The organism is Streptomyces sp. NPDC052064 (genome assembly GCF_055585925.1).
The window spans coordinates 284,469-307,427 of sequence record NZ_JBVJJE010000011.1; the positions used below are offsets into that span (position 1 = coordinate 284,469).

The 22,959-nt window shown below is 72.1% G+C and carries 23 protein-coding genes and 1 pseudogene; 9 read left to right on the top strand and 15 right to left on the bottom strand.

Annotation, left to right across the window (positions count from 1 at the left end):
* Nucleotides 1–29 precede the first annotated feature (29 nt).
* Complete coding sequence (locus tag ACZ6TU_RS28945) at nt 30–428, bottom strand: nuclear transport factor 2 family protein (protein WP_467677615.1); 399 nt, start codon at nt 426–428, stop codon at nt 30–32.
* A gap of 69 nt (nt 429–497) precedes the next feature.
* On the opposite strand from ACZ6TU_RS28945, the gene ACZ6TU_RS28950 reads away from it, so the two are divergent.
* A complete protein-coding gene (locus ACZ6TU_RS28950) occupies nt 498–1,061 on the top strand; it encodes a PadR family transcriptional regulator (RefSeq protein ID WP_467677617.1) in 564 nt (187 codons plus the stop codon).
* A 4-nt stretch (nt 1,062–1,065) separates the two neighbouring features.
* Nucleotides 1,066–1,833 carry a class I SAM-dependent methyltransferase gene (locus ACZ6TU_RS28955; RefSeq protein ID WP_469551984.1) on the top strand — a complete coding sequence of 256 codons (768 nt, stop codon included), beginning with the start codon at nt 1,066–1,068 and terminating at the stop codon, nt 1,831–1,833.
* Here the strand turns inward: ACZ6TU_RS28955 and ACZ6TU_RS28960 are convergent.
* From ACZ6TU_RS28960 to ACZ6TU_RS28990, 7 genes and pseudogenes are all read right to left on the bottom strand, one after another.
* Nucleotides 1,825–1,989: pseudogene (locus tag ACZ6TU_RS28960) on the bottom strand (GntR family transcriptional regulator); the annotation flags it as partial. The gene ACZ6TU_RS28955 and the pseudogene ACZ6TU_RS28960 sit on opposite strands and share 9 nt — an antisense overlap.
* 74 nt (nt 1,990–2,063) lie before the next feature.
* The gene (locus ACZ6TU_RS28965; protein ID WP_469551986.1) at nt 2,064–3,230 is read right to left on the bottom strand and encodes a serine hydrolase domain-containing protein; all 1,167 of its coding nucleotides are present in this window, start codon (nt 3,228–3,230) and stop codon (nt 2,064–2,066) included.
* Between the two features lie 137 nt (nt 3,231–3,367).
* Nucleotides 3,368–4,336 carry an acetylxylan esterase gene (locus tag ACZ6TU_RS28970; RefSeq protein WP_467677623.1) on the bottom strand — a complete coding sequence of 323 codons (969 nt, stop codon included), beginning with the start codon at nt 4,334–4,336 and terminating at the stop codon, nt 3,368–3,370.
* A 223-nt stretch (nt 4,337–4,559) separates the two neighbouring features.
* On the bottom strand, nt 4,560–5,144 hold the full coding sequence (locus ACZ6TU_RS28975) for an Rv1733c family protein (protein ID WP_467677625.1): 585 nt from the start codon (nt 5,142–5,144) through the stop codon (nt 4,560–4,562).
* Between the two features lie 275 nt (nt 5,145–5,419).
* Nucleotides 5,420–6,175, bottom strand: a complete 756-nt coding sequence (locus ACZ6TU_RS28980) for a ferredoxin reductase (protein ID WP_469551989.1) — start codon at nt 6,173–6,175, stop codon at nt 5,420–5,422.
* Nucleotides 6,168–6,773, bottom strand: a complete 606-nt coding sequence (locus ACZ6TU_RS28985) for a sulfite oxidase-like oxidoreductase (protein WP_469551991.1) — start codon at nt 6,771–6,773, stop codon at nt 6,168–6,170. The genes ACZ6TU_RS28980 and ACZ6TU_RS28985 overlap by 8 nt, the downstream gene beginning before the upstream one ends.
* A gap of 113 nt (nt 6,774–6,886) precedes the next feature.
* Nucleotides 6,887–7,324: a MarR family winged helix-turn-helix transcriptional regulator gene (locus ACZ6TU_RS28990; RefSeq protein WP_469551992.1), complete on the bottom strand. Its 438-nt coding sequence runs from the start codon at nt 7,322–7,324 to the stop codon at nt 6,887–6,889.
* 299 nt (nt 7,325–7,623) lie between these two features.
* Between ACZ6TU_RS28990 and ACZ6TU_RS28995 the strand changes: the two genes are divergently transcribed.
* Complete coding sequence (locus ACZ6TU_RS28995) at nt 7,624–8,418, top strand: putative protein N(5)-glutamine methyltransferase (RefSeq protein ID WP_469551994.1); 795 nt, start codon at nt 7,624–7,626, stop codon at nt 8,416–8,418.
* A gap of 36 nt (nt 8,419–8,454) precedes the next feature.
* On the opposite strand, the gene ACZ6TU_RS29000 is transcribed toward ACZ6TU_RS28995, so the two are convergent.
* Nucleotides 8,455–10,533 (bottom strand): SpoIIE family protein phosphatase, encoded by a 2,079-nt coding sequence (locus tag ACZ6TU_RS29000; RefSeq protein ID WP_469551996.1) that lies wholly within the window; start codon nt 10,531–10,533, stop codon nt 8,455–8,457.
* 232 nt (nt 10,534–10,765) lie between these two features.
* Here ACZ6TU_RS29000 and ACZ6TU_RS29005 point away from each other — a divergent pair, with 232 nt between their 5' ends.
* Nucleotides 10,766–11,134, top strand: coding sequence for a hypothetical protein (locus ACZ6TU_RS29005; RefSeq protein WP_467677635.1), 369 nt, complete (start codon nt 10,766–10,768; stop codon nt 11,132–11,134).
* A 7-nt stretch (nt 11,135–11,141) separates the two neighbouring features.
* On the opposite strand, the gene ACZ6TU_RS29010 is transcribed toward ACZ6TU_RS29005, so the two are convergent.
* The gene (locus ACZ6TU_RS29010; protein WP_467677637.1) at nt 11,142–12,308 is read right to left on the bottom strand and encodes a M20 family metallopeptidase; all 1,167 of its coding nucleotides are present in this window, start codon (nt 12,306–12,308) and stop codon (nt 11,142–11,144) included.
* A gap of 97 nt (nt 12,309–12,405) precedes the next feature.
* Between ACZ6TU_RS29010 and ACZ6TU_RS29015 the strand changes: the two genes are divergently transcribed.
* Both ACZ6TU_RS29015 and ACZ6TU_RS29020 read left to right on the top strand, forming a co-directional pair.
* Complete coding sequence (locus tag ACZ6TU_RS29015; protein ID WP_467677639.1) at nt 12,406–14,421, top strand: FAD-dependent oxidoreductase; 2,016 nt, start codon at nt 12,406–12,408, stop codon at nt 14,419–14,421.
* Nucleotides 14,422–14,449: 28 nt separating this feature from the next.
* A complete protein-coding gene (locus tag ACZ6TU_RS29020) occupies nt 14,450–15,010 on the top strand; it encodes a PadR family transcriptional regulator (protein WP_467677640.1) in 561 nt (186 codons plus the stop codon).
* A 66-nt stretch (nt 15,011–15,076) separates the two neighbouring features.
* On the opposite strand, the gene ACZ6TU_RS29025 is transcribed toward ACZ6TU_RS29020, so the two are convergent.
* Together ACZ6TU_RS29025 and ACZ6TU_RS29030 are read right to left on the bottom strand one after the other, a co-directional pair.
* Nucleotides 15,077–15,619: a hypothetical protein gene (locus tag ACZ6TU_RS29025; protein WP_467677641.1), complete on the bottom strand. Its 543-nt coding sequence runs from the start codon at nt 15,617–15,619 to the stop codon at nt 15,077–15,079.
* 190 nt (nt 15,620–15,809) lie between these two features.
* Entirely contained in the window at nt 15,810–16,796 is a 987-nt protein-coding gene (locus tag ACZ6TU_RS29030) for a fibronectin type III domain-containing protein (RefSeq protein WP_469551998.1), read from the bottom strand.
* Nucleotides 16,797–17,196: 400 nt separating this feature from the next.
* On the opposite strand from ACZ6TU_RS29030, the gene ACZ6TU_RS29035 reads away from it, so the two are divergent.
* Complete coding sequence (locus ACZ6TU_RS29035; RefSeq protein WP_467677643.1) at nt 17,197–17,880, top strand: glycoside hydrolase family 75 protein; 684 nt, start codon at nt 17,197–17,199, stop codon at nt 17,878–17,880.
* A gap of 97 nt (nt 17,881–17,977) precedes the next feature.
* On the opposite strand, the gene ACZ6TU_RS29040 is transcribed toward ACZ6TU_RS29035, so the two are convergent.
* The 3 genes from ACZ6TU_RS29040 to dhaK are packed head-to-tail and all read right to left on the bottom strand — an operon-like array spanning nt 17,978 to nt 20,022.
* The gene (locus tag ACZ6TU_RS29040; RefSeq protein WP_467677645.1) at nt 17,978–18,388 is read right to left on the bottom strand and encodes a PTS-dependent dihydroxyacetone kinase phosphotransferase subunit DhaM; all 411 of its coding nucleotides are present in this window, start codon (nt 18,386–18,388) and stop codon (nt 17,978–17,980) included.
* A complete protein-coding gene (gene dhaL / locus ACZ6TU_RS29045) occupies nt 18,381–18,980 on the bottom strand; it encodes a dihydroxyacetone kinase subunit DhaL (protein WP_467677647.1) in 600 nt (199 codons plus the stop codon). The genes ACZ6TU_RS29040 and dhaL overlap by 8 nt, the downstream gene beginning before the upstream one ends.
* A 49-nt stretch (nt 18,981–19,029) precedes the next feature.
* On the bottom strand, nt 19,030–20,022 hold the full coding sequence (dhaK, locus tag ACZ6TU_RS29050) for a dihydroxyacetone kinase subunit DhaK (RefSeq protein WP_467677649.1): 993 nt from the start codon (nt 20,020–20,022) through the stop codon (nt 19,030–19,032).
* Nucleotides 20,023–20,424: 402 nt separating this feature from the next.
* On the opposite strand from dhaK, the gene ACZ6TU_RS29055 reads away from it, so the two are divergent.
* A complete protein-coding gene (locus ACZ6TU_RS29055; RefSeq protein ID WP_467677651.1) occupies nt 20,425–20,823 on the top strand; it encodes a hypothetical protein in 399 nt (132 codons plus the stop codon).
* A gap of 93 nt (nt 20,824–20,916) precedes the next feature.
* The gene (locus tag ACZ6TU_RS29060) at nt 20,917–22,950 is read left to right on the top strand and encodes a flotillin family protein (RefSeq protein ID WP_467677653.1); all 2,034 of its coding nucleotides are present in this window, start codon (nt 20,917–20,919) and stop codon (nt 22,948–22,950) included.
* The last annotated feature ends 9 nt before the right edge of the window (nt 22,951–22,959 follow it).

A 22,959-nucleotide genomic window follows, 5' to 3' on the forward strand; every position in this document is an offset into this window, starting at 1 on the left:
ACGCGGGAACGCACCTCCGGATGTGTCGCTCACATCGAGCGCGCCCGTGCCTCCTCGGCGATCCGCTCGAACTGCGCGCCCATGGCCGCCGCCAGTGCCTGCGCCGCCGACAACGGGCGCACCATCACGGTCAGTTCGTCGATGAGCCCGTTCTCGTCGACATGGATGAAGTCGCAGCCGTTGAGTTCCCGGTCGCCCACGCGGGCGGTGAAGACCAGAGCGTGGTCACGGCCGCTCACGTCGTTGATCTCGCGCACGTAGCGGAAGTCCTCGAAGACACCGGAGACGGCGCGCAGGATCGCCGCCGTGATCGGCTTTCCTGTGTACGGCTTGAACACGACCGGGCTGGTGAAGACGACGCCCGGCGCCAGCAGCGCCTCGGCGGCGTCGAGGTCGAGAGCCTCGACCGCCTCACGGAATGCACGCATCGAACCCGCCTTGGTCAATTAGTTGAGTAGGTGCGGAGTAGATTAATCAACCATTGATACCGTGTCCATATGTCTCTCAAGTACGCTGTGCTGGCCGCTCTCCTGGAGGGCGAGGCCTCGGGTTACGAGCTGTCCAAGGTGTTCGACGTGTCGCTCGCGAACTTCTGGGCCGCGACCCCGCAGCAGCTCTACCGGGAACTGGAGCGTCTCGCGCAGGACGGGCTGATCGAGGCCAGGGTGGTGCGCCAGGAACGGCGGCCCGACAAACGGATGTTCACGCTCACCGAGACGGGCCGCCAGGACCTGCGGGCCTTCGCCGTCACACCGCCCCGCCGGCCCACCGCCATCCGCGACGAACTCCTCATCAAGATCCAGGCCATGGACGGTGCGGACCCCGAGGCCACCCGTGCGCTGGTCGAGGAGCGCGAGGCGTGGGCCCGGGGTAAGCTCGCCCGCTACGAGCGTGTCCGCGAACGCCTCCTGGCCGGCCGCAGCGAGGAGGAGTACCTGCGGGAGGCCGACCGCATCGGCCCGTACCTCACGCTGATGGGAGGCATCGCCTTCGAGGAGGAGAACCTCCGCTGGTGCGCGCGCGTGCTCACGATCCTTACGCAACGAACTCCTCTAGGCTGAGCCGATGTTCAGTCCCGAAGGCCCCAGTCTGCGTGAGCTCGCCGTCCAGGCGCTGTCGTCCGTGGAACACGGTTACGACCTCCTCGCGCAGAAGTTCGACCACACCCCCTTCCGGACGCCCGACGCGGTCCTCGACGCCGTCGAGTCGGCACTGCGGCGGACGGGACCCTTCGACGCCGGGCTCGACCTGTGCTGCGGCACCGGTGCGGGCGTTGGCGTGCTGGCAGGGGTGTGCCGGGAGCGGGTCGTCGGTGTCGACTTCAGTGCCGGCATGGTCGACGTGGCCCGGGAGCGGGTCCGGCCGGCGGGGCCGCCGGTCTCCTTCGTCCGTGCGGATGCCCGTGCCCTGCCCTTCGGGCCCGCCTTCGACCTGGTGGTGAGCTTCGGTGCCTTCGGGCACTTCCTGCCCCGCGAGTTGCCCGGACTGTTCGCGCAGGTCCGTTCCGTCCTGCGGCCGGGCGGCTGCTTCGCGTTTCCGCTGGTGGCCCCGCCCCACCCGGGCTCGCTCGGCTACTGGAAGCTGCTCGGCTTCGACGCGGTGATGCGGGTGCGCAACGCGCTGTGGCGGCCTCCGTTCGTCATGTACTACCGCGCTTTCCGATTCGGGGACGTACGGCGTGAGCTCGCCCGGGCAGGCTTCCGGGTGGATCTCCACGCGCTGCCGGAGTTCGGACGGCGACGGGACGGCAGTCCGCGGGTGCGGCTCGTCGTGGCCCGGGTGTCGGGTCAGCCGGCTGCGCCGAGCGGTCGCGCGGGCGTCGGTTCACCTTGACGGCCCGGCCCTGCGGTCTCGCTGTCCGGCCGGCAGGGTGACCTCGTTGACCAGAGCGTCCTGTTGGGCGTCCACCACGAGGTCGGTGATCTCCAGCGGACACGCGTACTGGTCGCGCACGTGCCGCGTGACCCGCACCGACGGTGTGCTCGCGAGGTCCAGCATTGGTCTAGATCAGCCGGGAAGGGGGGCGGGCGGTCAGGCCGGAACCGGCCCGCCCGCGCCGGCCGTCAGAGCGCGCTGTACAAGGCGTCGATCAGCGCCATCTTCCGCGGGTCGTCCGCGATACGAGGCCCCATACGGTTCATCACGTATCCCATCGACACCTCCGCCTCGGGGTCCGCGAGCCCGCAGGAGCCGCCGAAGCCGTCGTGACCGAAAGCGCGCGGGTTGGGTCCGTAGGAGCCGTTGGAACCGCTGAGCCACAGCCCGAGCGCCGCCTCGGTCTCGCCCTCGAACCCGGCGCCGAGCACCAGATCCCGGCAACTGCCCTGTCCTTCGCGCACCCGCTCTGCAGCCTCGGAGGACAGGACGCGGTGGCCCCCGTACGAGCCGCGCCCGGCGAAGACGCCGTAGAGTTCGGCGACCGCACGCGCGGTGCCGTGCCCGTTCGCCGCGGGAATCTCGGCGGCCCGCCACCCGGCCGTGCAGGCTCCGGCAGCGGACACCGGCGGGTTGGTCAGCGCGGCGATCGCCGCGGGCGCCAACTGAGCGAAAACAGCAGCCTGTTCACTGCTCGTCGCGACCGGCGGCTGGTCCAGCTCGGCCACCCGCCGGTAGTCCTTCTCCGGCAGGCCGATGCGGAAGTCGATGCCGAGCGGTCCGGTCACCTCCTGCTCCAGGAAGGCGCCCGGCCGCAGCCCCGACACCCGCCGGACGACCTCGCCGACCAGATGGCCGTAGGTCAGCGCGTGATAGCCGGACGTGGTTCCCGGTTCCCACCAGGGCTGCGTCGCCGCGAGCCGCTGTGTGGTCAGCTCCCAGTCGCAGAGCTGTTCCAGCGAGTGAGGCTCACGCAGGCCGGCCAGACCGGCGCGGTGGGACAGCAGATGTCGTACGAGGACCTTCTCCTTGCCCGCCGCGGCGAACTCCGGCCAGTACGCGGCCACCGGCGCGTCGAGGTCCAGCAGCCCCCGGTCGGCGAGGATGTGCGCGCACAGTGCCACCGGCCCCTTGGTCGTGGACCACACGTTGACCAGCGAGTCCTGTTCCCACGGCCGGGTGTGTGCCGCGTCGGCCCAGCCGCCCCACAGGTCCACCACCGTCCTGCCGCCGACGGTGACGGCCACCGCGGCACCCAGCTCGCCCCGTTCCCGGAAGTTCTCCTCGAACGCCCTGCGTATCGCCGTGAAGCGCGCGTCGCAGTGACCGTGCACCTGTGGCTCGTTCTCTGACATGGCCCCTCCACCACCTCGCGGGCCCGGGCCGCCGAGACACGGCCCGGGCGCGAAGAACGTACCGACTGGTCGGACTTGGTGGAAGCCTGCCGCCGATGAAACGGCCGGATCAGTCGCCGGTCAACCGGGGGGGGGGATCAGATGTACGAGCGCATCCAGCGCAGCTTGGCCTCCTGCTGGAAGGGACCGCCGCCCTCGTGGTCGTTGAAGTCGTACACCTCGATCGTCTTGTCCTCGTGGTTCCAGGCGTTGAAGGCCGCGAAGACGGTCGAGGGCGGGCAGGTCTGGTCCTCCAGGGCGGCCGAGAAGAGCGCGGGAGCCCCGCCGCGGGTGGCGAAGTGGACACCGTCGAAATACGAGAGCGTGCGCAGAGCCTGCTCGGTACGGCCGCGGTGCGTCTTGAGGTACAGGCCGATCTCCCGGTACGGGTGACGGTCCGTGAGCGTCGCCGCGCGCGGGTAGTCGCACAGGAACGGCACGTCCGGCGCGATGCCCGCCAGGTCCGGTATCAGGCCGCCCACCGCGATCGTGATGCCGCCGCCCTGGCTGCCGCCGACAGCGACCGTGCGCGCCGGGTCGGTGAGCGGATGCGAGCGGGCCGCCTCCACGGCACGCACGGCGTCCGTGAACACCCGGCGGTAGTAGTAGTTCTCCGGCGCGTCGATACCGCGCGTCATGAAACCGGGGTACGCGGGCGCGCCGCCCACCGGGTCCGCCGTGCCGCCGCCCCCTCCCCAGGCGCTGCCCTGCCCGCGGGTGTCCATCACGAAGTGCGCCCGGCCCGTGGACGCCCACAGCAGATGCTCGTGCGGCAGCCCGCGTCCTCCGCCGTAGCCGATGAACTCCACGACCAGCGGCAGCGGGCCGTCCGCCCCGGCAGGCAGGACCAGCCAGCCCTTGACCGGGTGACCGCCGAACCCGGCGAACGTCACGTCGAACACCTGCACAGTGGACAGTCCCGTGTCGACCGGTTCGAAGCGGGCGTCCAGGTCGTGCTCGCGCGCCTCCTGGAGTGTCTTGGACCAGAACGCGTCGAAGTCCTCGGGCTCGGTGGACGCGCTGCGGTACTCGCGGAGTTCGTCGAGAGGAAGGTCGAACAGGGCCATGTAGGACCGCCTTGGGTGAGGAACGGCTGCGGAGACAGTGCGGATGATCACACTACGTGGGTGGTCGGAGGACTCGCCAGGTCTTTGCCGCGGCTCGGTTCCGGGACGGTGCCTGTCCGGGGTGGTGAAGCGCTGGTCAGCAGGGTGAGGGTGGGGAATGAGGTAGGGCGTCGGACGCATCGTCGCGAGTGGGTGGTCGGGTCACCTGCCGTTCATCGGTCCGTCACGCGCCGCGATGCGTCCACTCCGGCTCCGTACGGGCCCACTCCCGCTCCCACTCGGCCAGCCGGCGGCGCAGGGCGACCCGGCGCACGACCGAGTGGCCGAGGAGCACCACGAGCACCACACCGCCCGCGGCGCACGTGCCGATGGTGAGGGTGTGCTGCCAGACCCCGGTGCCGTCCACAGGCGGGGTCACACTCCGCCCCCGGGAGTCGAACCACACGTCCACGACCTCACCCGTCCGGGTGCCCCCGGGGACCCGTGCCGTCGCGGTGCGCGTGCCCTCGCCCGGCTCGGTCCAGCGCACGGTGGCCCGGTACGCGTGCTGCCCGCCGGCCTGCACCGACGGCAGCGAGTCGCCCTTCTTGCCGATCACCTCCGCACGGACGCGATGACGCTCGGCCTGCTGCTCCGCCGAGACCGACCGCGCCTCGCCATGGGCCCACCAGGCGGCGGCCGCCCCCACCAGAGGCGCGCCCACGAGTATCAGGACGGCGACCACCAGCACCGTCCACGCCTCGACGACATCCGACCGGCGCCGCAGCGGACTGCGCCGCCAACGCCAGCCGCGCACCCGGGTTCGCATGTCGACCTCCTCGCCGTCACCGCGGCCGGAGGGCCGGACCGGCCGTGCGGTGGCGGCGCCGCCGCTCCCTCCACGTCACGTCACGTGTGCGAGTGCCCACACGGGTCGGGTACCCCCTCCGACACACATCGATCGCTCGGCACGGCCCGGGTTGCCGCGTGCCTGAGCCCTCCGGCCGGAGTGCCCGGGCCGGCCGCGGCGAAACACGGGGCCGCGCCCCTGTGGCAAGCACGCGTCACCCCTGTGACACCACTGGGGAGGGGCCGCCCTCGAGGTCAGCCGAACCGCTCGATCCGGATGCGCTCCACCGGCTGACCGGCTGTCACGAGCAGCCGGGAGGCGTGCTCGGCGAAGGAGTTGGAGCCGCACACATAGGCCTCCCACCCACCGGAAGGCTGCTCGGCCAGGAGCGGCGCCACATGTGCGGCCGCCATACGTCCCACCGGCGCACCCTCCGGCGCACTCCGCGTGAACACGGGCGTCGTCTCGGCGCCGAACTCCCGGGCGTAGATCAGCTCCCCGGGACTGCGCGCGGACACCAGCAGCCGCAGCGGCACGGTCAGGTTCCGCGCCCGGTGGTGCCGGACCATCGACATCAGCGGCACGACGCCGGAGCCGGCGCCGATGAGCAACGCGGGCCGGTCTCCGGGCCAGGCGAAGAAGCCGCTCACCGGGCCCCGCACCTCGACCTGGTCGCCGGGCCGGGCGACGGCGTGGAACCAGCCCGAGACCTCGCCGCCCTCGACATGATCCACGGTCAGCTCGACGTGCCCGGAGTCGTCCGGCGCGGACGCGATCGAGTAGTGGCGCTGGGCCACATAACCGTCCTCGGCGGTCAGCCGCACCATCAGGTGCTGGCCGGGCAGGTGCCCCGGCCAGCCGGGCACGGCGAACCGGAAGGTGGCGGCACGCGCGGTCTCGCGGCGGATCCCGGTCAGCGTGGCGGTCTGCCACACGGAGGCGGCCTGCTCGCTCACGGCGATGCGCCCGGGCACGGCGAACCGCGTGGCAGGCACGAACGTCTCAGTCACCGGAGTACCTCTGCTCCTCCCAGGGGTTGCCCCGCTCGTGATAGCCGTTCCGCTCCCAGAAACCCGGCTCGTCGTGGTCGAGGATCCGCAGGCCCGCTATCCACTTGGCGCTCTTCCAGAAATACAGGTGCGGCACCAGCAGTCGCGCCGGGCCGCCGTGCTCGGGAGCGAGCGGCCTGCCGTCGTACTCCCACGCGATCCAGGCGCGCCCACCGGTCAGATCGGCGAGCGGGAGGTTCGTGGTGTAGCCGGTGTGCGAGTAGGCGACGGCATGGGTCGCCGACCCATGGGGCCGGACCACATCCCAGAACGCGTCCAGGGACACCCCCGCGAACCGCACCCCGAACTTCGACCAGCTCGTCACACAGTGGATGGCGCCCTCGTACGCCGACGGCGGCAGCCGATGCGCCTCCTCCCAGTCCCAGGTACGGGGCTCGTCCACCAGACCGTCGATGCGGAACGTCCAGTCGGCGGGTGCGAGGTCGGGAGTGACCTCGGCGGACAGCACGGGCCAGTCGTCGCCCGCGTCGTACTGGCCGGGCGGCAGACCGGGGTCCTCCACGCGTGGGCGCCCGGTGAAGCCTCGGGTGATGTGCATACGGTGTGCCTCCGGACCGGGCCGACGGTGCCCCGCCGGGCCGGCGTGATCAGTGATTGCGTATTCAACCGTACGTGGGGCGCGCCCCTGGTCGTGCGTACGTGCGGCGCGCCCTAGTCGTGCCGACCGGAACCAGGGCCCGCGTTGTAGCGCACGAGGTAGTCGGCGAATCGCGACAGGTCCTCGGTCGGCCACTCCGCCAGCCGCTCCCGGAAGGCCGCCCGGCGGCTCTCGGTGACCTGGGCCAGGATGCGCCGGCCCGCCTCCGTCAGATGCAGCACCTGGACGCGCTGATCCTCCGCGTCCGGCCGGCGCTCGATGAGACCGGCGCGTTCCAGCGAGGCCACCTGGCGGCTGACGGTGGACTTGTCCAGGGCGTAGTGGGCGGCCAGGTCGGTGGCACGGCATCCGCCGCTCTCCTCCAGGTGCCCGAGCAGCGTGTACGACACCAGCGACAGCTCCGGGTGCATCCGCCCCGCCACGGCACGGGCACGGCGGGCGAAGACCGTCATCTCCCGCTGGATGGTCTCCACGGCATCGGCCGGCTGCACCGGACCTCCCTCACCACGTCGCTGTCCGGGCTCTCCATGGTTGCATAGCCCAACCACTTGCCCAAGCCCCTGCCTCACCACCTGCCGACGGGGCGGCGGACGGCCGCGCCATACCGTTCGGCAGGGCCGTCGGGTAGTGTTGCCGCCGGCTGTGGACGGACCCAGCCGTCGCCGAACCGAGGAGGTGAGACCCATTACCGCTGTGTCAGCCCGGGTGCTCTCTCCTCGATGTCGCGCGGATCGCCGGCCGTAGGCGACCGCAGGAGCGCCCTTCGAATCTCGAAAGGCTCCTGGCTTCCATGCCCTCCGTTTCTCCCGTCCCACCGCCGTCCCGTGACTCCGTCGTCGTCGCCCTGCGCACCGCGGGCTGTGTCTTCGCCGAGGACGAGGCCGAGTTGATCCTCGCCACCGCACGCACCCCGGTCGAAGCCGCCGCCATGGTCGAACGCCGCGTCGCGGGCCTGCCCCTCGAACTCGTCGTCGGCTGGGCCGAGTTCCGGGGCCTGCGCATCACCGTCGACCCGGGCGTCTTCGTGCCGCGCCGCCGCACCGAGTTCCTGGTCGAACAGGCCCTGGCCCGGGCGCCCGGCGCCGGCGTCGTCGTGGACCTGTGCTGCGGCTCGGGCGCCGTCGGCGCGGCGCTGGCCGCCGGACTCGGCCGCGTCGAACTGCATGCCGCCGACATCGACCCCGCCGCGGTGCGCTGCGCCCGGGGCAACGTCGCCGCCGCCGGCGGTCGCGTCCACCAGGGCGATCTGTTCGAGGCGCTGCCCGGCGACCTGCGGGGCCGCGTCGGCGTCCTCGCGGCCAACGTGCCGTACGTACCGAGCGACGAGATCGGCCTGCTGCCGCTGGAGGCCCGTGCCCACGAGCCGCTGGTCGCCCTCGACGGCGGTGCGGACGGCCTCGACGTCCTGCGCCGGGTCGCGGCCGAGGCGCCCCGCTGGCTCGCGCCCGGCGGCTGCGTCCTGGTGGAGACGAGCCGCCACCAGGCACCGACCGCCCTCGACGCCTTCGAACGCAACGGCCTGACGGCACACCTGGCCGTCTCGGAGGAGCTCTACGCCCATGTCGTGATCGGCGTCGCACCATAACGACCCGAGCACGCGGCCGAACGCCGACGACACCCCCTAGTCCGGTGCCGTCGCCCGTGCGATGAGGAGCGCCACGTCGTCGAAGTTGTCCGGCTCGTGCAGGGTGCGCAGCAGCAGGTCGCAGACCTCCTCCAGCGGGCGGTCGGGGCCTTCGAGCAGGGACAGCAGCGTGTCGAGCCGTTCGTCGAGCGAGTCGCGCCGGGTCTCGACGAGACCGTCGGTGTAGAACACCAGCCGGTCGCCCGGCTCCAGGTCGACGGTCGTCGTGGAGAAGGCGACACCGCCGACGCCGAGCGGCACCCCGGTCGGCAGGTCGAGCAGCTCGGGAGGCCGGCCGGCCCGGAGGCGCACCGGCGGCAGATGCCCGGCGTTGGCGATCCGGCACTGCCGCAGATGCGGGTCGTGGACGGCGTAGACGCAGGTGGCGATGGCCTGTTCCAGCCCTGCGGTGATCTTGTCGAGGTGTTCCAGGAGCAGGGCCGGATCGAGGTCGAGGGAGGCCAGCGTGTGGGTCGCCGTACGCAGCCGCCCCATGGCGGCCGCCGCGGGAATGCCGCTGCCCATCACGTCACCCACGACGAGCGCGGTCTTGCCGCCGTCCAGACCGATCACGTCGAACCAGTCGCCGCCCACCTCGCTCGTGGCCCCGGCCGGCTGGTAGCGGGAGGCGACCTCCAGCCCGTCCGTCACGGGCGGATGGCTGGGCAGCAGGCTGCGCTGGAGGGTGAGCGCGGTGTCGCGGGCGCTCTGGTACCAGCGGGCGTTGTCGATCTGCACGGCGGCCCGCGCGGCCAGCTCGCGGGCCAGCAGCAGGTCGTCCTCGGTGAACGGCAGCGGATTGCGGGTGCGCTTGAGGTCCAGGGCGCCCAGCACCTCGCCGCGCGCGATCAGCGGAACCGCCAGATACGAGTGCACCCCGGCCCGGCCCAGCAGCACGGCCGCCTCCGGGGACCGGGCGATGCGGGGGAGGTCCTCGTCCGTGACCGCCGGGAGCATCACGGGACGGGCCGTGCGCACGCACTGGGTGACGAGCCGGTCGGGCGCGTACCGGGCCACCTGCCCGGGCGGGTCGGCTGCCTCCAGCGCCTCGGCGGAGTCGTACCCCTGGACCGCCAGCGCGCGGATCACGGCCGCCTCGGCCGGGCCGAGGCTGGTGCGCCGGCCCTGCACCACCGCGTCCAGCAGATCGACGGCCGCGATGTCGGCGAGTTCCGGCACGGCCACGTCGGCCAGCTCGCGGGCCGTGCGGTCCAGGTCCAGCGTGGTGCCGATGCGGCCGGAGGCGTCGGCGATCATGGCCAGGCGGCGCCGCGCGGCCTCGGCCTCGATGCCCGCGCGGTACTGCTCGGTGACGTCGACGATCGAGACGGCCACGCCCAGCACGGTCCCGAAGGCGTTCTCCAGCCGGTACAGCGAGATCGACCAGGCGTGGTCCTGGTTCGGGTCGGCCGGGGTGCGGCCGACCGTGGACTGGTCGACGACCGGCTGTCCGGTGTCCAGCACCCCGCGCGCCGCGGCCTCCAGGGCGTCGACGTCCATCCGCGGCACCACCTCGCGGACCGTCCGGCCCAGATGCCCCTCGGCCGGCACACCGTTGAGCTCCTCCAGCGCCGGGTTGACCGAGACGTACCGCAGATCGGTGTCCAGCACGGCCAGCCCGATCGGGGACTGGGCGATCATCCGAGTCGACAGCGCCACCTCGCGCTCCAGGCGGTGCACGGTCGACTGGTCGGCGCACAGACCGAGCGCGTAGACGTCCCCCTGATCGTCCAGCAGCCGCATGTTGCGGAACTCCACGAGCCGCGTGGTGCCGTCCTTGCGGCGGATGGGGAAGGCCCCGGCCCAGCTCTGCCCGGTGCCCATGACGTCCGCGAACAGCTTGACCACGAGGTCGAGGTGCTGCTCGTGGACCATGATCCGGGCGGCGTACTGCCCCAGCGCCTCCCGCGCCTCGTACCCGAACAGCTCCTCGGCCTGGGGGCTCCACAGCACGATGCGGCCCTCGGCGTCCAGGACCACCGAGGCCACGCGCAGGACGTCGAGCAGCCCGCTCGGCCGGGCCGGCGCGCGCGCCAGCCCGGCACCCTCGGCCATGGGAGACCCGGCTGCACTCATCCCACGCCCCGCCTTCGCCGATCTCGCGGCACGCCGTCACGGTGCCGACACCCCATGCTCTACCGCGGAGCCGTCGATCCGAGGCCCCTGCCGTCACCTTCCACCATCTCCCAACCCGGAGCCGCCCGCTCCGTAAGCCCGTCATCACGGCAGGGGTACCGCCGGTAGTGCTCGGCAGAAGGTGGTGCTTTGCTGGGGTAGGGGCGGATACGCCACGAGAGGAGCGATCACGATGGACCCTGAGCAACCGCATCCCCACTCCGTCTCGGTGGAGATCAGCGGGTGCAGCAAGCAGGACGCCCGGATCGTGTTCGACACGCTGTGCGCCTGCTTCGAGTCCGACCGGTGCGCCGACGACGTACCGGAGGATCTGCACGCGACCCGCCCGACCGTGTGGCTCGGCACGTTCGACGTCGCCGACACGCACGAGGGGGCGCGACCGGCCCGGCTGTCGTCCTCCGTCGACGCCGACCTGCACGGCGGTTACTGGGCGATCGAGCAGTTCCGCGTGAGGCTGGACTCGCTGTTCGACGTGCGGGACCTGAGCACCGTCTCCGGCGACCAGGAGACGGAACTGCACGTGCGCCTCGAAAGCCGGTGACCGCCCCTCACGCCCCCAGCAGGCCGAGGACGGCCCGCCGGTAGACGGCGTGCACCACGGGCAGGTCTCCGAGGTGCACGCGTTCGTCCACGCCGTGGAGTCCCTCGTACGGCAGACCGAAGCCGGCCGTGGCCGGGATGCCCTCGGCCGCCAGCAGATTGCCGATGTTCGACGGGCCCGCCGTCTTGGCCCGCACCCGCAGCCCCTCGCCCGCCGCGGCGCCCAGGAGCGCGGCGGCGGGCTGCTCGTCCTCGGCCAGCCGGTACGGCGGCCAGGCCGCGACCGTCCTGACCTCCGTCGGCCTCGGAGCGGGCGACCGCTCGTCCAGCTCGCTCACCGCCGCCCGGACCAGGGCTTCGGCCGCTCGGGCGCCGAAGCCGGGTGTCGTGCGGATGTCGACACCGACCTCGCACAGGTCCGGGACGACGGAGAAGCCCTCGCCGCCGTGGCAGAAGGTCACCGTCAGCTTCGGCGCCAGCGGGAACTCCCCGCTCACGCCGGGCAGCGGGGCGTCGTCCAGTAGCCGTACGAGCTGCGCCGCGCGCGACACCGCACCGACCGTCGCCCGGCTCGACCCGGAGTGCCCTGACGTCGCGTGCACGGCGATCCTGGCCCGCCACAGCCCACGCCCGCCGACCACGACCTCCTCCAGCCCCGGGTAGCCGATCATCACCCCGGCCGGGCGGGCCGCATCGGGGTCGGCGAGATACGCCCGGGCGCCCCCGAAGCCGCCCGTGTGCTCGTCGGCGTCCAGCAGCACCGTGAGTCCGCCGCGCAGTTCACCGGCCCGGCCGTGCAGCTCGGCCGCGATGTGGCAGAACAGGGCCGCGGCGAGTTTCGAGTCGGCCGCGCCCCTGCCCCGCAGCCGGCCGTCGACGACGTCCCCGGCGTCGGGCGGGAAGGACCAGGCCGACTCGTCACCGTACGGCGCGGTGTCCACGCAGGCGTCCAGCGCCCACCAGGGCCCCGGCCGCCCGCCCGCGATCTCCACCAGCAGCGCGACCGGGCGGCGTGCGTCGTCGTGGAGCCGCCGGTACGGCAGGCCCCGGTGGGCGAGCCAGTCCTCCAGGACGGCCAGGACGGGCTCGTGGTCGTCGATGCCGGCGCGGCTCGGGCGGCGAACGAGTTCGCCGGCGAGCTCCACCACGGAGGAAAGGCCAAGATCCCTGGTCATGGACCTACTGTGCCCTCCATCACCTTGTGCAACTAGTTGCATAAACAGTCGGCGGTCCTCTACAACTACAGACACGACACCGCGCACGGAGGGCCCGATGAGCCGTTACCCGCACCTGCTGACCCCCCTCGACCTGGGCTTCACGACCCTGCCCAACCGGGTCCTCATGGGCTCCATGCACGTCGGTCTGGAGGAGGCCGAGGGTGGTTTCGCCCGCATGGCCGCCTTCTACGCCGCCCGCGCCCGCGGGGGTGTGGGCCTGATCGTCACCGGCGGCATCGCACCCAACGACGAGGGACGCCCGTACGAGGGCGGCGCGAAGCTCACCACCGAGACGGAGGCCGAGCAGCACCGGGTCATCACCGACGCCGTGCACCGCGAGGGCGGACGGATCGCGATGCAGATCCTGCACTTCGGCCGGTACGCCTACCACCGGGACCTGGTCGCGCCCAGCCCGCTCCAGGCGCCCATCAGCCCGTTCCCGCCCCGCGAGCTCACCGACGCCGACATCGAGCGGACCATCGACGACTACGCCCGCGCCGCCCGCCTCGCCCGGCAGGCCGGCTACGACGGCGTCGAGATCATGGGCTCCGAGGGCTACCTCATCAACGAGTTCATCGCGCGGCAGACCAACGAGCGCACCGACCGCTGGGGCGGCTCGTACGAGAACCGCATGCGCTTCCCCCTGGAGATCGTGCGCCGGGTGCGCGAGGCGGTCGGCGAGGACTTCATCGTCGTCTACCGGCTGTCCATGCTCGACCTCGTCCCGGGCGGCTCCACGCTCGACGAGGTGATCACCCTCGCCAAGGCCGTCGAGGCCGCCGGCGCCACCATCATCAACACGGGCATCGGCTGGCACGAGGCCCGCATCCCCACCATCGCGACCTCCGTGCCGCGCGGCGCGTACACCTGGGTCACCAAGCGGCTGATGGGCGAGGTGTCCGTCCCGCTCGTCACCACCAACCGCATCAACACCCCCGAACTCGCCGAGGAACTGCTCGCCGAGGGCGCGGCCGACATGGTGTCGATGGCCCGCCCGATGCTCGCCGACCCGGACTTCGTCATCAAGGCCGCCGCCGGCCGGCCCGAGGCGATCAACACCTGCATCGGCTGCAACCAGGCCTGCCTCGACCACACCTTCAGCGGCCTGATCACCTCCTGCCTGGTCAACCCGCGCGCCTGCCACGAGACCGAGCTGGTGCTCTCCCCGACCCGGCTGCGCAAGCGCGTCGCGGTCGTCGGCGCCGGGCCGGCGGGGCTGGCGTGCGCGGTCTCCGCCGCCGAACGCGGGCACGAGGTGACGCTGTTCGACGCGGCGAGCGAGATCGGCGGCCAGCTCAACGTCGCCCGCAAGGTGCCCGGCAAGCAGGAGTTCGACGAGACGCTCCGCTACTTCCGCACCCAGCTCGACTGGCACGGCGTCGACATACGGCTGAACACCCCCGTCACGGCCGGCGACCTCGACGACTTCGACGAGGTCGTCGTCGCCACCGGCGTCACGCCGCGCACCCCCGACATCCCGGGCGTCGACCACCCCAGCGTCCTCGGCTACCTCGACGTGCTGCGCGACGGCGCACCCGTCGGCGACCGGGTCGCGATCCTCGGTGCCGGCGGCATCGGCTTCGACGTCGCCGAGTACCTCACGGACGACGGCGACAAGGCGCACGAGAACCCGCAGACGTACTTCCGCCAGTGGGGCGTCGACCTGGACTACCGCGCCCCCGGCGGCCTCGCCGCGCCCGAGCGGCCCGCCCCGCCGCGCACCGTCCACCTGCTCCAGCGCAAGACCTCCAAGGTCGGCGCCGGCCTCGGCAAGACCACCGGCTGGATCCACCGCACCGAACTCAAGCACCGTGGCGTCACCATGGTCCCGGGCGTCCGCTACGACCGGATCGACGACGCCGGACTGCACATCACGATCGACGACGAGAGCACCGTGCTGGCGGTCGACACGATCGTGCTGTGCACCGGCCAGGAGCCGCGCCGCGGCCTGTACGAGGAACTGATCGCGGCCGGGCGCAGTGCGCACCTCATCGGCGGCGCCGACGTGGCCGCGGAACTGGACGCCAAGCGCGCCATCAAGCAGGGCACCGAGCTGGCGGCCGCCCTGTAGTGGGGGAACGCGTCCCTAGGATGAGGCCATGTCACTCCCGCACGCGATTCTCACCGCCCTGCTCGAGAAGCCGTCGTCCGGGCTGGAGCTGACCCGCCGGTTCGACCGGTCGATCGGGTACTTCTGGTCCGCGACGCACCAGCAGATCTATCGCGAGCTGGGAAAGTTGGAGACCGACGGCCTGATCCGGGCCCTGCCCGCCGAGCAGCCGACGCGCGGGCAGAAGAAGAGCTACGAGGTTCTGCCGGCGGGCCGCGCCGAACTGGCCCGCTGGACGGCCGCTTCCCAGGACCCCAAGCCGCACCGCGACGCGCTGCTGCTGCGGCTGAGGGCGGCGGCCGTGGTCGGCACCGCGGGTCTGGAGTCCGACCTGCGACGCCATCTGGAGCTGCACGAGCGGCAGCTGGCGGAGTACCAGGAGATCGAGAAGCGCGACTTCCCGCCCGGCCGGGACGGCACCGAGGACCGGCTGCGGCATCTGGTGCTCCAGGCCGGCATCGACCTGGAGACGTTCTGGTCCCAGTGGCTCAGGCGCGCCCTGGCGGACGTCGCCGAACTGCCGGAGGGCGAGCCGACCCGCCCGGCCTGACCGGGGTGTGACGGCGGCCCGCCCGACCGGAGCGCTTCGGGAGGGCGGGCCGCCATGCGTACCGGATCAGAGCCGGTACGGCCTGTTGCGCCGGCGCAGGTACCAGGCCGTCGCGAGGAGGCCGGTCCCGACCAGCGTGCCGCCCGCCACCAGCGTGACGGTGCCGTAGTCCGTGGCGCTCCCGCCGACCCCGCCCATGACACCGCGGGACGGCGAGGCCGAGGGGGACGGCGACCTCGTGGGGGAGGGGGCAGGGGAGACGACGACCGACTGCGTGCCCGCGGTGGTGCCGTCCGAGCAGATGACGATGACGGTGTACGTCCCCGAGGTGACGTTCGACCAGGCAGCGGACTGACTGGTCGACGTCCCCGACAGGGTCACCTGACGCCCTTGGGCGAAGCTGCCCTGGCTGCTGGTGAGAAGGGAGGCGGTGCCCCAGCTGCCGTTGATCTGGGTGCACGCGCTGGTTCGGACCGACACCGTGGAACCCGTGGTGCTCACGGAGATGCCCGGGCCCGCGGCAGCGGGCACCGCGGCCAGGGCGAGAGGCAGCGCGGCGGCGGCTGCCACGGTCAGGCCGGAGCGGAGAACTGGCGATGAGTTGCGCATGTGGACTGCCCTCCGGCGGCACGGTTGGCGGTACATCCCTTGCGCCGCCGAGGATCGGGGAACGCCCGTGCTGCCTCAGGGTCAGCCAAAGCGCCACCGGCACCGGCCGCACGCGGGGTGCCCCCGTGCAGGTGACGGGTTCCCTCGGGCGGCCGACGGGGGACGGTACGTCGGCCGCGTACAGCCGGCGTCACTTCCCCGCGCCCGTCGTCACCGTCCGCTCCGCCGAGAAGCCTCCCCACGTACCGTCCGGCAGCATCGCCCGGACACGGACCCGATGAGTGACACCGGTGATCCGCCCCACGTAGAAGCTGTATGTCGCCCGGTCGCGCGGCGCGTTCCCGCCGTACACGAGGGACGTGGCCCGGCGGCCGTCCAGGTGGATCTCGTACTCGGCGACCTCGCCGTCCACGCGGGGCGGCACCCAGCTCAGGTCGACGTAGTGGGCCCCGTTTTCGCGGTGGCCGGTCGCCCGGAAGCCGGTCGGGGCCGTGGCCCGGCCTTCGTCCGTGCCCGGGGTGGTGAGGCGGACGGTGGGACCGGCGGGGGAGACGTTGCCGGCCGTGTCCCTGGCCCGGACGGTGAACGAGTAGGAGGTGCCGGGCCGTAGCCCGGTGACCACGGTGGCCGTCTGGCTCCCTCTCACGCTGTGGATCTTCGTGCTTCCCTGGTGGACGTCGTACGACGCCACGTCCCGGTCGTCCGCCGAGGCGGACCAGGACAGCTGGACCGCCCGGCTTCCGGCCGCGCGGCCTCGAAGCGCCGACGGGCACGTCGGTGCGGAGTGGTCGTCTGCGACGGCCGCCGGAGTCCTCGTCCGGACCTCACGACTGCTCGGCCCGGGCCGCCCGTCGGCGTCCCGCGCCCGCACGGTGAAGACATACACCGTGGCGGGCCGGAGCCTGGTGACATCCACCATGTGCTCCGAACCCGGCACTTCCTTGATCTTCCTGGCGCCGCGATACACCTCGTAGACCTCGGCCCCTGCGGTCGCGTTCCACATGACATGCACGCTCGTCGCGCTGCCCGCCGTGGCGGTGACGCCCGTCGGCGCTCCGGGCAGACCGCCGCCGTCTCCTTCGCCCGTTCCGGCCCCACCGCAGGAGGCGACCAGAGCGAGGGCCCCGCAGAGCGCGACGCGGCGGACAAAAGGAGCCGGAACGGAAACTCCTCGCACGAGACTGCCTCCCGGGGCCGACACTCGGGAATGGTCCGGACCAATATGGCCTGCTGACGCGACCACATCAAGAGGGCGGCGGTATCGGCGGTCGCGGTGGCGAGCCGGCGTCACCCCCGCGGTTCGTGACCATCCGGGAGAGTTACGTATGCTGAAGCTCCTCACGGCCGAACTCCTGGCGGACGCCCGGCAGTTCGGGCCTGTCGCGCGGACCGCTGTCGTCGCAGATCCCGCGCCGGCGCAGGTGGCCGGGCGGGCCTGAGTCCTTACGCGGACTCAGGCCCCCGGCCCCTGTCGGAGGTTGGGGCCGTGCACCGTCCGGCCCCCCAGCGGTGGCCGGGTGATCGCCTCCGGGCCAGATTGAGTGCCCGTCAGGTTCCCCCGGAGAGGCTCCTCTATCGTGCGTGTCCAGTCACTCACACTGGCCGCGGCCAGCGCCGTCCTGCTCGCCCCGACGACACCCCCCGCCGTCGCGCCCCAGCCGGTGGCGTGGCGCGGGACCCCAGTCAGCGCCGCCGACCTGCTGGCCAAGGTGCGGGACTGCACCCCGGTCTCCCGCGGCCGATACCGCAGGGACAGCGGCGCACCCGCGAACATCCCGGTCTGCGGCACCGGCGACGCCGTGTTCTGGAAGGCCGACATGGACATCGACTGCGACGGCCGCCCCGGGCCCCGCTGCAACCGTCGCACGGACCCCTACTTTTCCGACAGCACTGCCTACGCGCAGTCCGACGGCCGCCCTCTGAGCGCCGAACGCCTCCCCTTCATCGTCGTGCCCGCTCCCAGCCGCATCTGGGACTACCGGGAGCACGGCGTGGGCGGCGGTTCCGTCGTGGCCGTCGTCCACCGCGACCGTGTGCGGTACGCGGTCGTCGGCGACACTGGCCCGCAGGTCATCATCGGGGAGGCGTCCTACGCGACCGCCAAGGCGCTCGGTATCCATGCCGACCCACAGGGTGGCGGCACACCGTCCGGCGTCACCTACATCGTCTTCAAGAACGCCCGCATTTCACCCATCGAGGACCACGCGGCGGCCGTGACGACAGGGGAGCGGCTGGCGAGACAATTCATCGGCGGCAGCTGAGGATTGACGGGGCATCAGAGAAAGCGTCGGCGAAACCTCTGCCGCCCGGCGGCCGAGGCCGCCGGGCACGCCGTTCTCCGGCGCGCCCGGCCCGGTCTCACCCCTTCCGGTACGTGTACGCCTCCGCGGCGGCCGACTCCACCGCCGCCAGATCGGCCCCGGTGGCCGCCGTGACGACCGCGGCCACAGCTCCCTCCACGAACGGAGCGTCCACCAGTCGCGTCTGCTCCGGGAGTTCGTCGCCCTCCGCGAGCAGGGCCTTCACGGTCAGCACCGCACTGCCCAGATCGGTCAGCACGGCGACGCCGGCACCACGGTCGACGGACGCGGCCGCCGCGGCGATCAGTTCGGCGCTGGTGCCGAGTCCGCCGCCCTCGGTGCCGCCCGCCGGGGCGACGGGCACCGCCGGGCCACCGCCCGCGAGCCCCTTCGCCAGCTCGGCGACCGACGCGGCCACCTCCGCGCTGTGCGACACCAGCACGATTCCCACGAGCCGCTCGTCACTCACCGGCGGCCTCCGCGAGTCCGGCGACGAGCAGTGCCGCCGACGTGGCGCCCGGGTCCTGGTGCCCGATGCTGCGCTCGCCCAGATAGCTCGCCCGGCCCTTGCGCGCCTGCAAGGGCGTCGTCGCCACGGCGCCCTCCTCAGCGGCGGTCCGCGCCGCCGTGAACGAGTCGCCCAGCGCGTCCACCGCGGGCACCAGCGCGTCGATCATGGTCTTGTCGCCCGGCGCCGCGCCGCCGAGGGTCATCACCGCGTCCACCCCGGCCCGCAGCGCCTCGGCCAGCTGCTCCGCACTGACCTCGGCGGCATCCCCGAGCGCCTTGCCGGTACGGCGCAGCAGCGTCCCGTACAGCGGCCCCGAGGCGCCGCCGACCGTCGAGATCAGCTGGCGTCCGGCCAGCGTCAGGATCCCGCCGGGCGTGCCGGGAGCCTCCTTCTCCAGGGTCGCCGTCACGGCCGTGAACCCGCGCTGGAGGTTGCTGCCGTGGTCGGCGTCCCCGATGGGGGAGTCGAGGGCGGTGAGCCGTTCCGCCTCGCGGTCCACGGACGCGGCGGTCGCCGTCATCCAACGGCGGAAGAAATCGGCGTCGAGCACTGGATCTCCTTGCCTGGTAGGTACGTGGTGATCCTCTACCCCTCCCGCGTCACACGCCCCAGCGCAGACCCGGCGTCTTCACCGGCGCGTCCCACAGCCGCAGCATCTCCTCGTCGACCTGGCACAGGGTGAGAGACGCGCCCGCCATGTCCAGGGAGGTGACGTAGTTGCCCACGAGAACGCGGGCGACGGGGACGCCGCGGGCGGCGAGCACCCGGTGCACCTCGGCGTTGAAGCCGTACAGCTCGAGCAGCGGCGTCGCGCCCATGCCGTTGACGAGGACCAGCACGGGATTGCGCGGCTTCAGATCCTCGACCACCGCCTCGACGGCGACCTCGGCGATCTCGCCGGACGTCATCATCGCCCGCCGCTCCCGGCCGGGTTCGCCGTGGATGCCGATGCCCAACTCCAGCTCGCCGGGCGGCAGATCGAAGGTGGGGCTGCCCTTGGCCGGTGTACTGCACGCGCTCAGCGCGACACCGAAACTGCGGGAGTTCTCGTTGACCTGCCGGGCGATGGCCTCCACCCGCTCCAGCGGCATGCCCTCGTCGGCGGCGGCACCCGCGATCTTCTCCACGAACAGGGTCGCGCCGGTACCGCGCCGCCCCGCCGTGTAAAGACTGTCGGTCACCGCCACGTCGTCGTTGACCAGCACCTTCGCGACCTGGATGCCCTCGTCCTCGGCCAGCTCGGCGGCCATGTCGAAGTTGAGCACGTCACCGGTGTAGTTCTTCACGATGAACAGCACCCCGGCGCCGCTGTCCACGGCGGCGGCCGCGCGCAGCATCTGGTCGGGCACCGGGGAGGTGAACACCTCGCCGGGGCAGGCCGCCGACAGCATGCCGGGCCCTACGAAACCCCCGTGCAGTGGCTCGTGCCCCGAGCCACCGCCCGAGACCAGCCCCACTTTCCCGGCCACGGGAGCGTCCCGCCGCACGATCACCCGGTTCTCCACGTCCACGGTCAGCTCCGGGTGGGCAGCCGCCAGACCACGCAGCGCGTCCGCGACCACGGTCTCCGGGACGTTGATCAGCATCTTCACGGGTACCTCCTGGTGAGACTGGTACGTGCGCCTCCGGCCTTCATCCTCGCAGCCCGGCTCTGGCTTGACCAGTTGTCGATCTTGACGTTTCCCGGCCGTCGGCAGGGGGTCGCGGCGGTACTGATGCCGACTCGACGCCGACTTTGCCGACTGATCGTCAGGTACCCGATGCACCGGGCTGCCTTGATGTCTCCTTGACGGGCCCCGGCATGCAGGCCCCCCTGAACACTGCCGGGAACCGGCAATGCGCGGCCGGGTCCGGATCGTGCAGCATGGCTCGCGGGGAGCACGGCGGATCGCCTTGGTGCCGGACACCGGCAGGTGCCCGGCACCAAGGCCCGGAACGGCCGCGCATCGCCGGAGACGACTGAAATACGCCGCGGGGGAGAGGGGGACCACGAGATGCGCACCCTTCTGGCAGCGGCCACGGCCCCGCCCACGATCCTGCTGACCGCCGCACTCGTCGTGGCCGTCTGCTTCTGGCTCCTCGCAGCCGCGGGTGTCACCGACATCGGCAGCTTCGATGCGGACGTGGATCTCCGGGCCTGGCGCATGGACGGGGTGCCCGTGACGGTGGCCTTCTCACTGCTGACCGCGCTCGCCTGGTCCCTGAGCATCGGAGCGGCGGTTCTGCTCACCGCGTTCGCGTTCCCAGGACCGGTCGCCGGGATGCTGCGCCTGGTCGCACCCGTGGGGGCGATGCTCGTGGCCTGGAGTGCGACGTGCCTGATCGTACGTCCGCTGCACCGCCTCTTCCCGGACGAACCCGGGGCATCCGTACCGGCGGACCACGCCGCCTGAGCCGCGGCGTCGCCGGAACGCGGCTCCGGCCCTTTCTGCCTCTCTTCTCGGTTCTCCCTCGCTTTCAACCTCCTTACCCTGAAGGACGTATGCATGGCTGCCATGATCGTGGGCACCGGCGTGCTCGTCGCCGCTTGCCTGCTCCTCGTAATCGTCGTCGCTCGGTTGTTCCGAAAGGTGGAGCAGGGCAAGGCGCTGATCGTCTCCAAGATGCGCAAGGTCGACGTGACCTTCACCGGGCAGGTCGTGCTGCCCGTGCTGCACAAGGCCGAGGTGATGGACATCTCGGTGAAGACCATCGAGATCACCCGGGTCGGCAAGGAAGGCCTGATCTGCCGCGACAACATCCGCGCGGACATCCGGATCTCGTTCTTCGTGAAGGTCAACAAGACCGTCGAGGACGTCATCAAGGTCGCCCAGGCCGTCGGCACCGCACGGGCCAGCGACCGGGACACCCTCCAGGAACTGTTCCATGCGAAGTTCTCCGAGGCGCTGAAGACCGTCGGCAAGCAGCTGGACTTCACCGACCTCTACACCAAGCGCGAGGAGCTGCGGTACCGGATCATCGAGGTCATCGGCGTCGACCTCAACGGTTACCACCTGGAGGACGCGGCGATCGACTACCTGGAGCAGACGCCGCTGACCCAGCTCGACCCGGCCAACGTGCTCGACGCGCAGGGCATCCGGAAGATCACCGAGCTGACGGCCGTGGAGCACGTGCGCACCAATGAGTTCCAGCGCCACGAGGAGAAGGAGATCACCCGGCAGAACGTCGACGCCCGCGAGGCCATCCTGGAGCTGGAGCGCCGGCGGGCGGACGCCGAGATCAAGCAGCGCCGGGAGATCGAGACCGTACGGGCCCGTGAGGAGGCCGAGACGGCGCGGGTGGTGGAGGAGGAGCGGCTGCGGGCGCAGGGGGCCTTCCTGAAGACGGAGGAGCAGCTCGGCGTCCAGCGCGAGAACCAGGCCCGTGAGGTCGCCGTCGCCGCCAAGAACCGTGAGCGTGTCATCGCCATCGAGAACGAGCGCATCGAGAAGGACCGGCAGCTGGAGGCCATCGCGCGGGAGCGGGAGACGCGACTGACGCAGATCGCCGCCGAGAAGGAGGTCGAGGCGGAGAGGCGGGAGATCGCCGAGGTCATCCGCGAGCGCGTGGCGGTGGACCGTACGGTGGCCGAGCAGGAGGAGGCCATCAAGAAGCTGCGGGCCGTGGAGGAGGCCGAGCGGGGCCGGCAGGCCGTCATCATCGCCGCGGAGGCCGAGGCGCAGGAGAAGCTGGTCAAGGACATCAAGGCCGCCGAGGCGGCCGAGCAGGCCGCCGTCCACCGCGCCGCCGAGGAACTCACCCTCGCCGAGGCCCGGTTGAAGAGCGCCGACCTCGACGCGCAGGCCAAGCTGCGCCTCGCCGAGGGCATCCAGGCCGAGTCCGCCGCAGAGGGCCTCGCGGTGGTCCAGGTCCGCGACAAGGAGGCCGAGGTCATCGAGAAGGCCGGCCGTGCGGAGGCGGAGGCGACCCAGGCCCGGCTGCGTGCCGAAGCCGACGGGGCGCGGGCCAAGGCGCTTGCCGAGGCCGAGGGCATCAGCGGGAAGCTGAAGGCCGAGGCCGCCGGGCTGACCGAGAAGGCCGCCGCGATGGCCGCGCTGGACGAGGCCTCCCGGGGCCACGAGGAGTACCGGCTGCGTCTGGAGGCGGAGAAGGACATCCGGCTCGCCGGGCTGGACGTGCAGCGGCAGGTCGCCGAGGCGCAGGCCACGGTGCTCGCCACCGGGCTGGAGAACGCCGACATCAGCATCGTCGGCGGCGAGTCGGTCTTCTTCGACCGTCTGGTCTCCTCGATAGCGCTCGGCAAGGGCGTCGACGGCTTCGTCCAGCACTCCGAGACCGCCCAGGCGCTCGCGAAGCCCTGGCTGGACGGCACCTCCAGCTTCACCGACGACCTCAGCCGAGCCCTCGGCTCGGTCTCGACGGCCGACGTGCAGAACCTGACCGTCTCCGCCCTGCTGATGAGGCTCCTGAAGCAGGGCGGCGGGAGCGCCGCACAGTTCCAGCAGCTCCTGGACAAGGCCGGCGAACTGGGCCTCGCCGACACCCCGCTGGCCGAGCTCAACGGCAGCGCCAGGGACTGACCGCCGCCG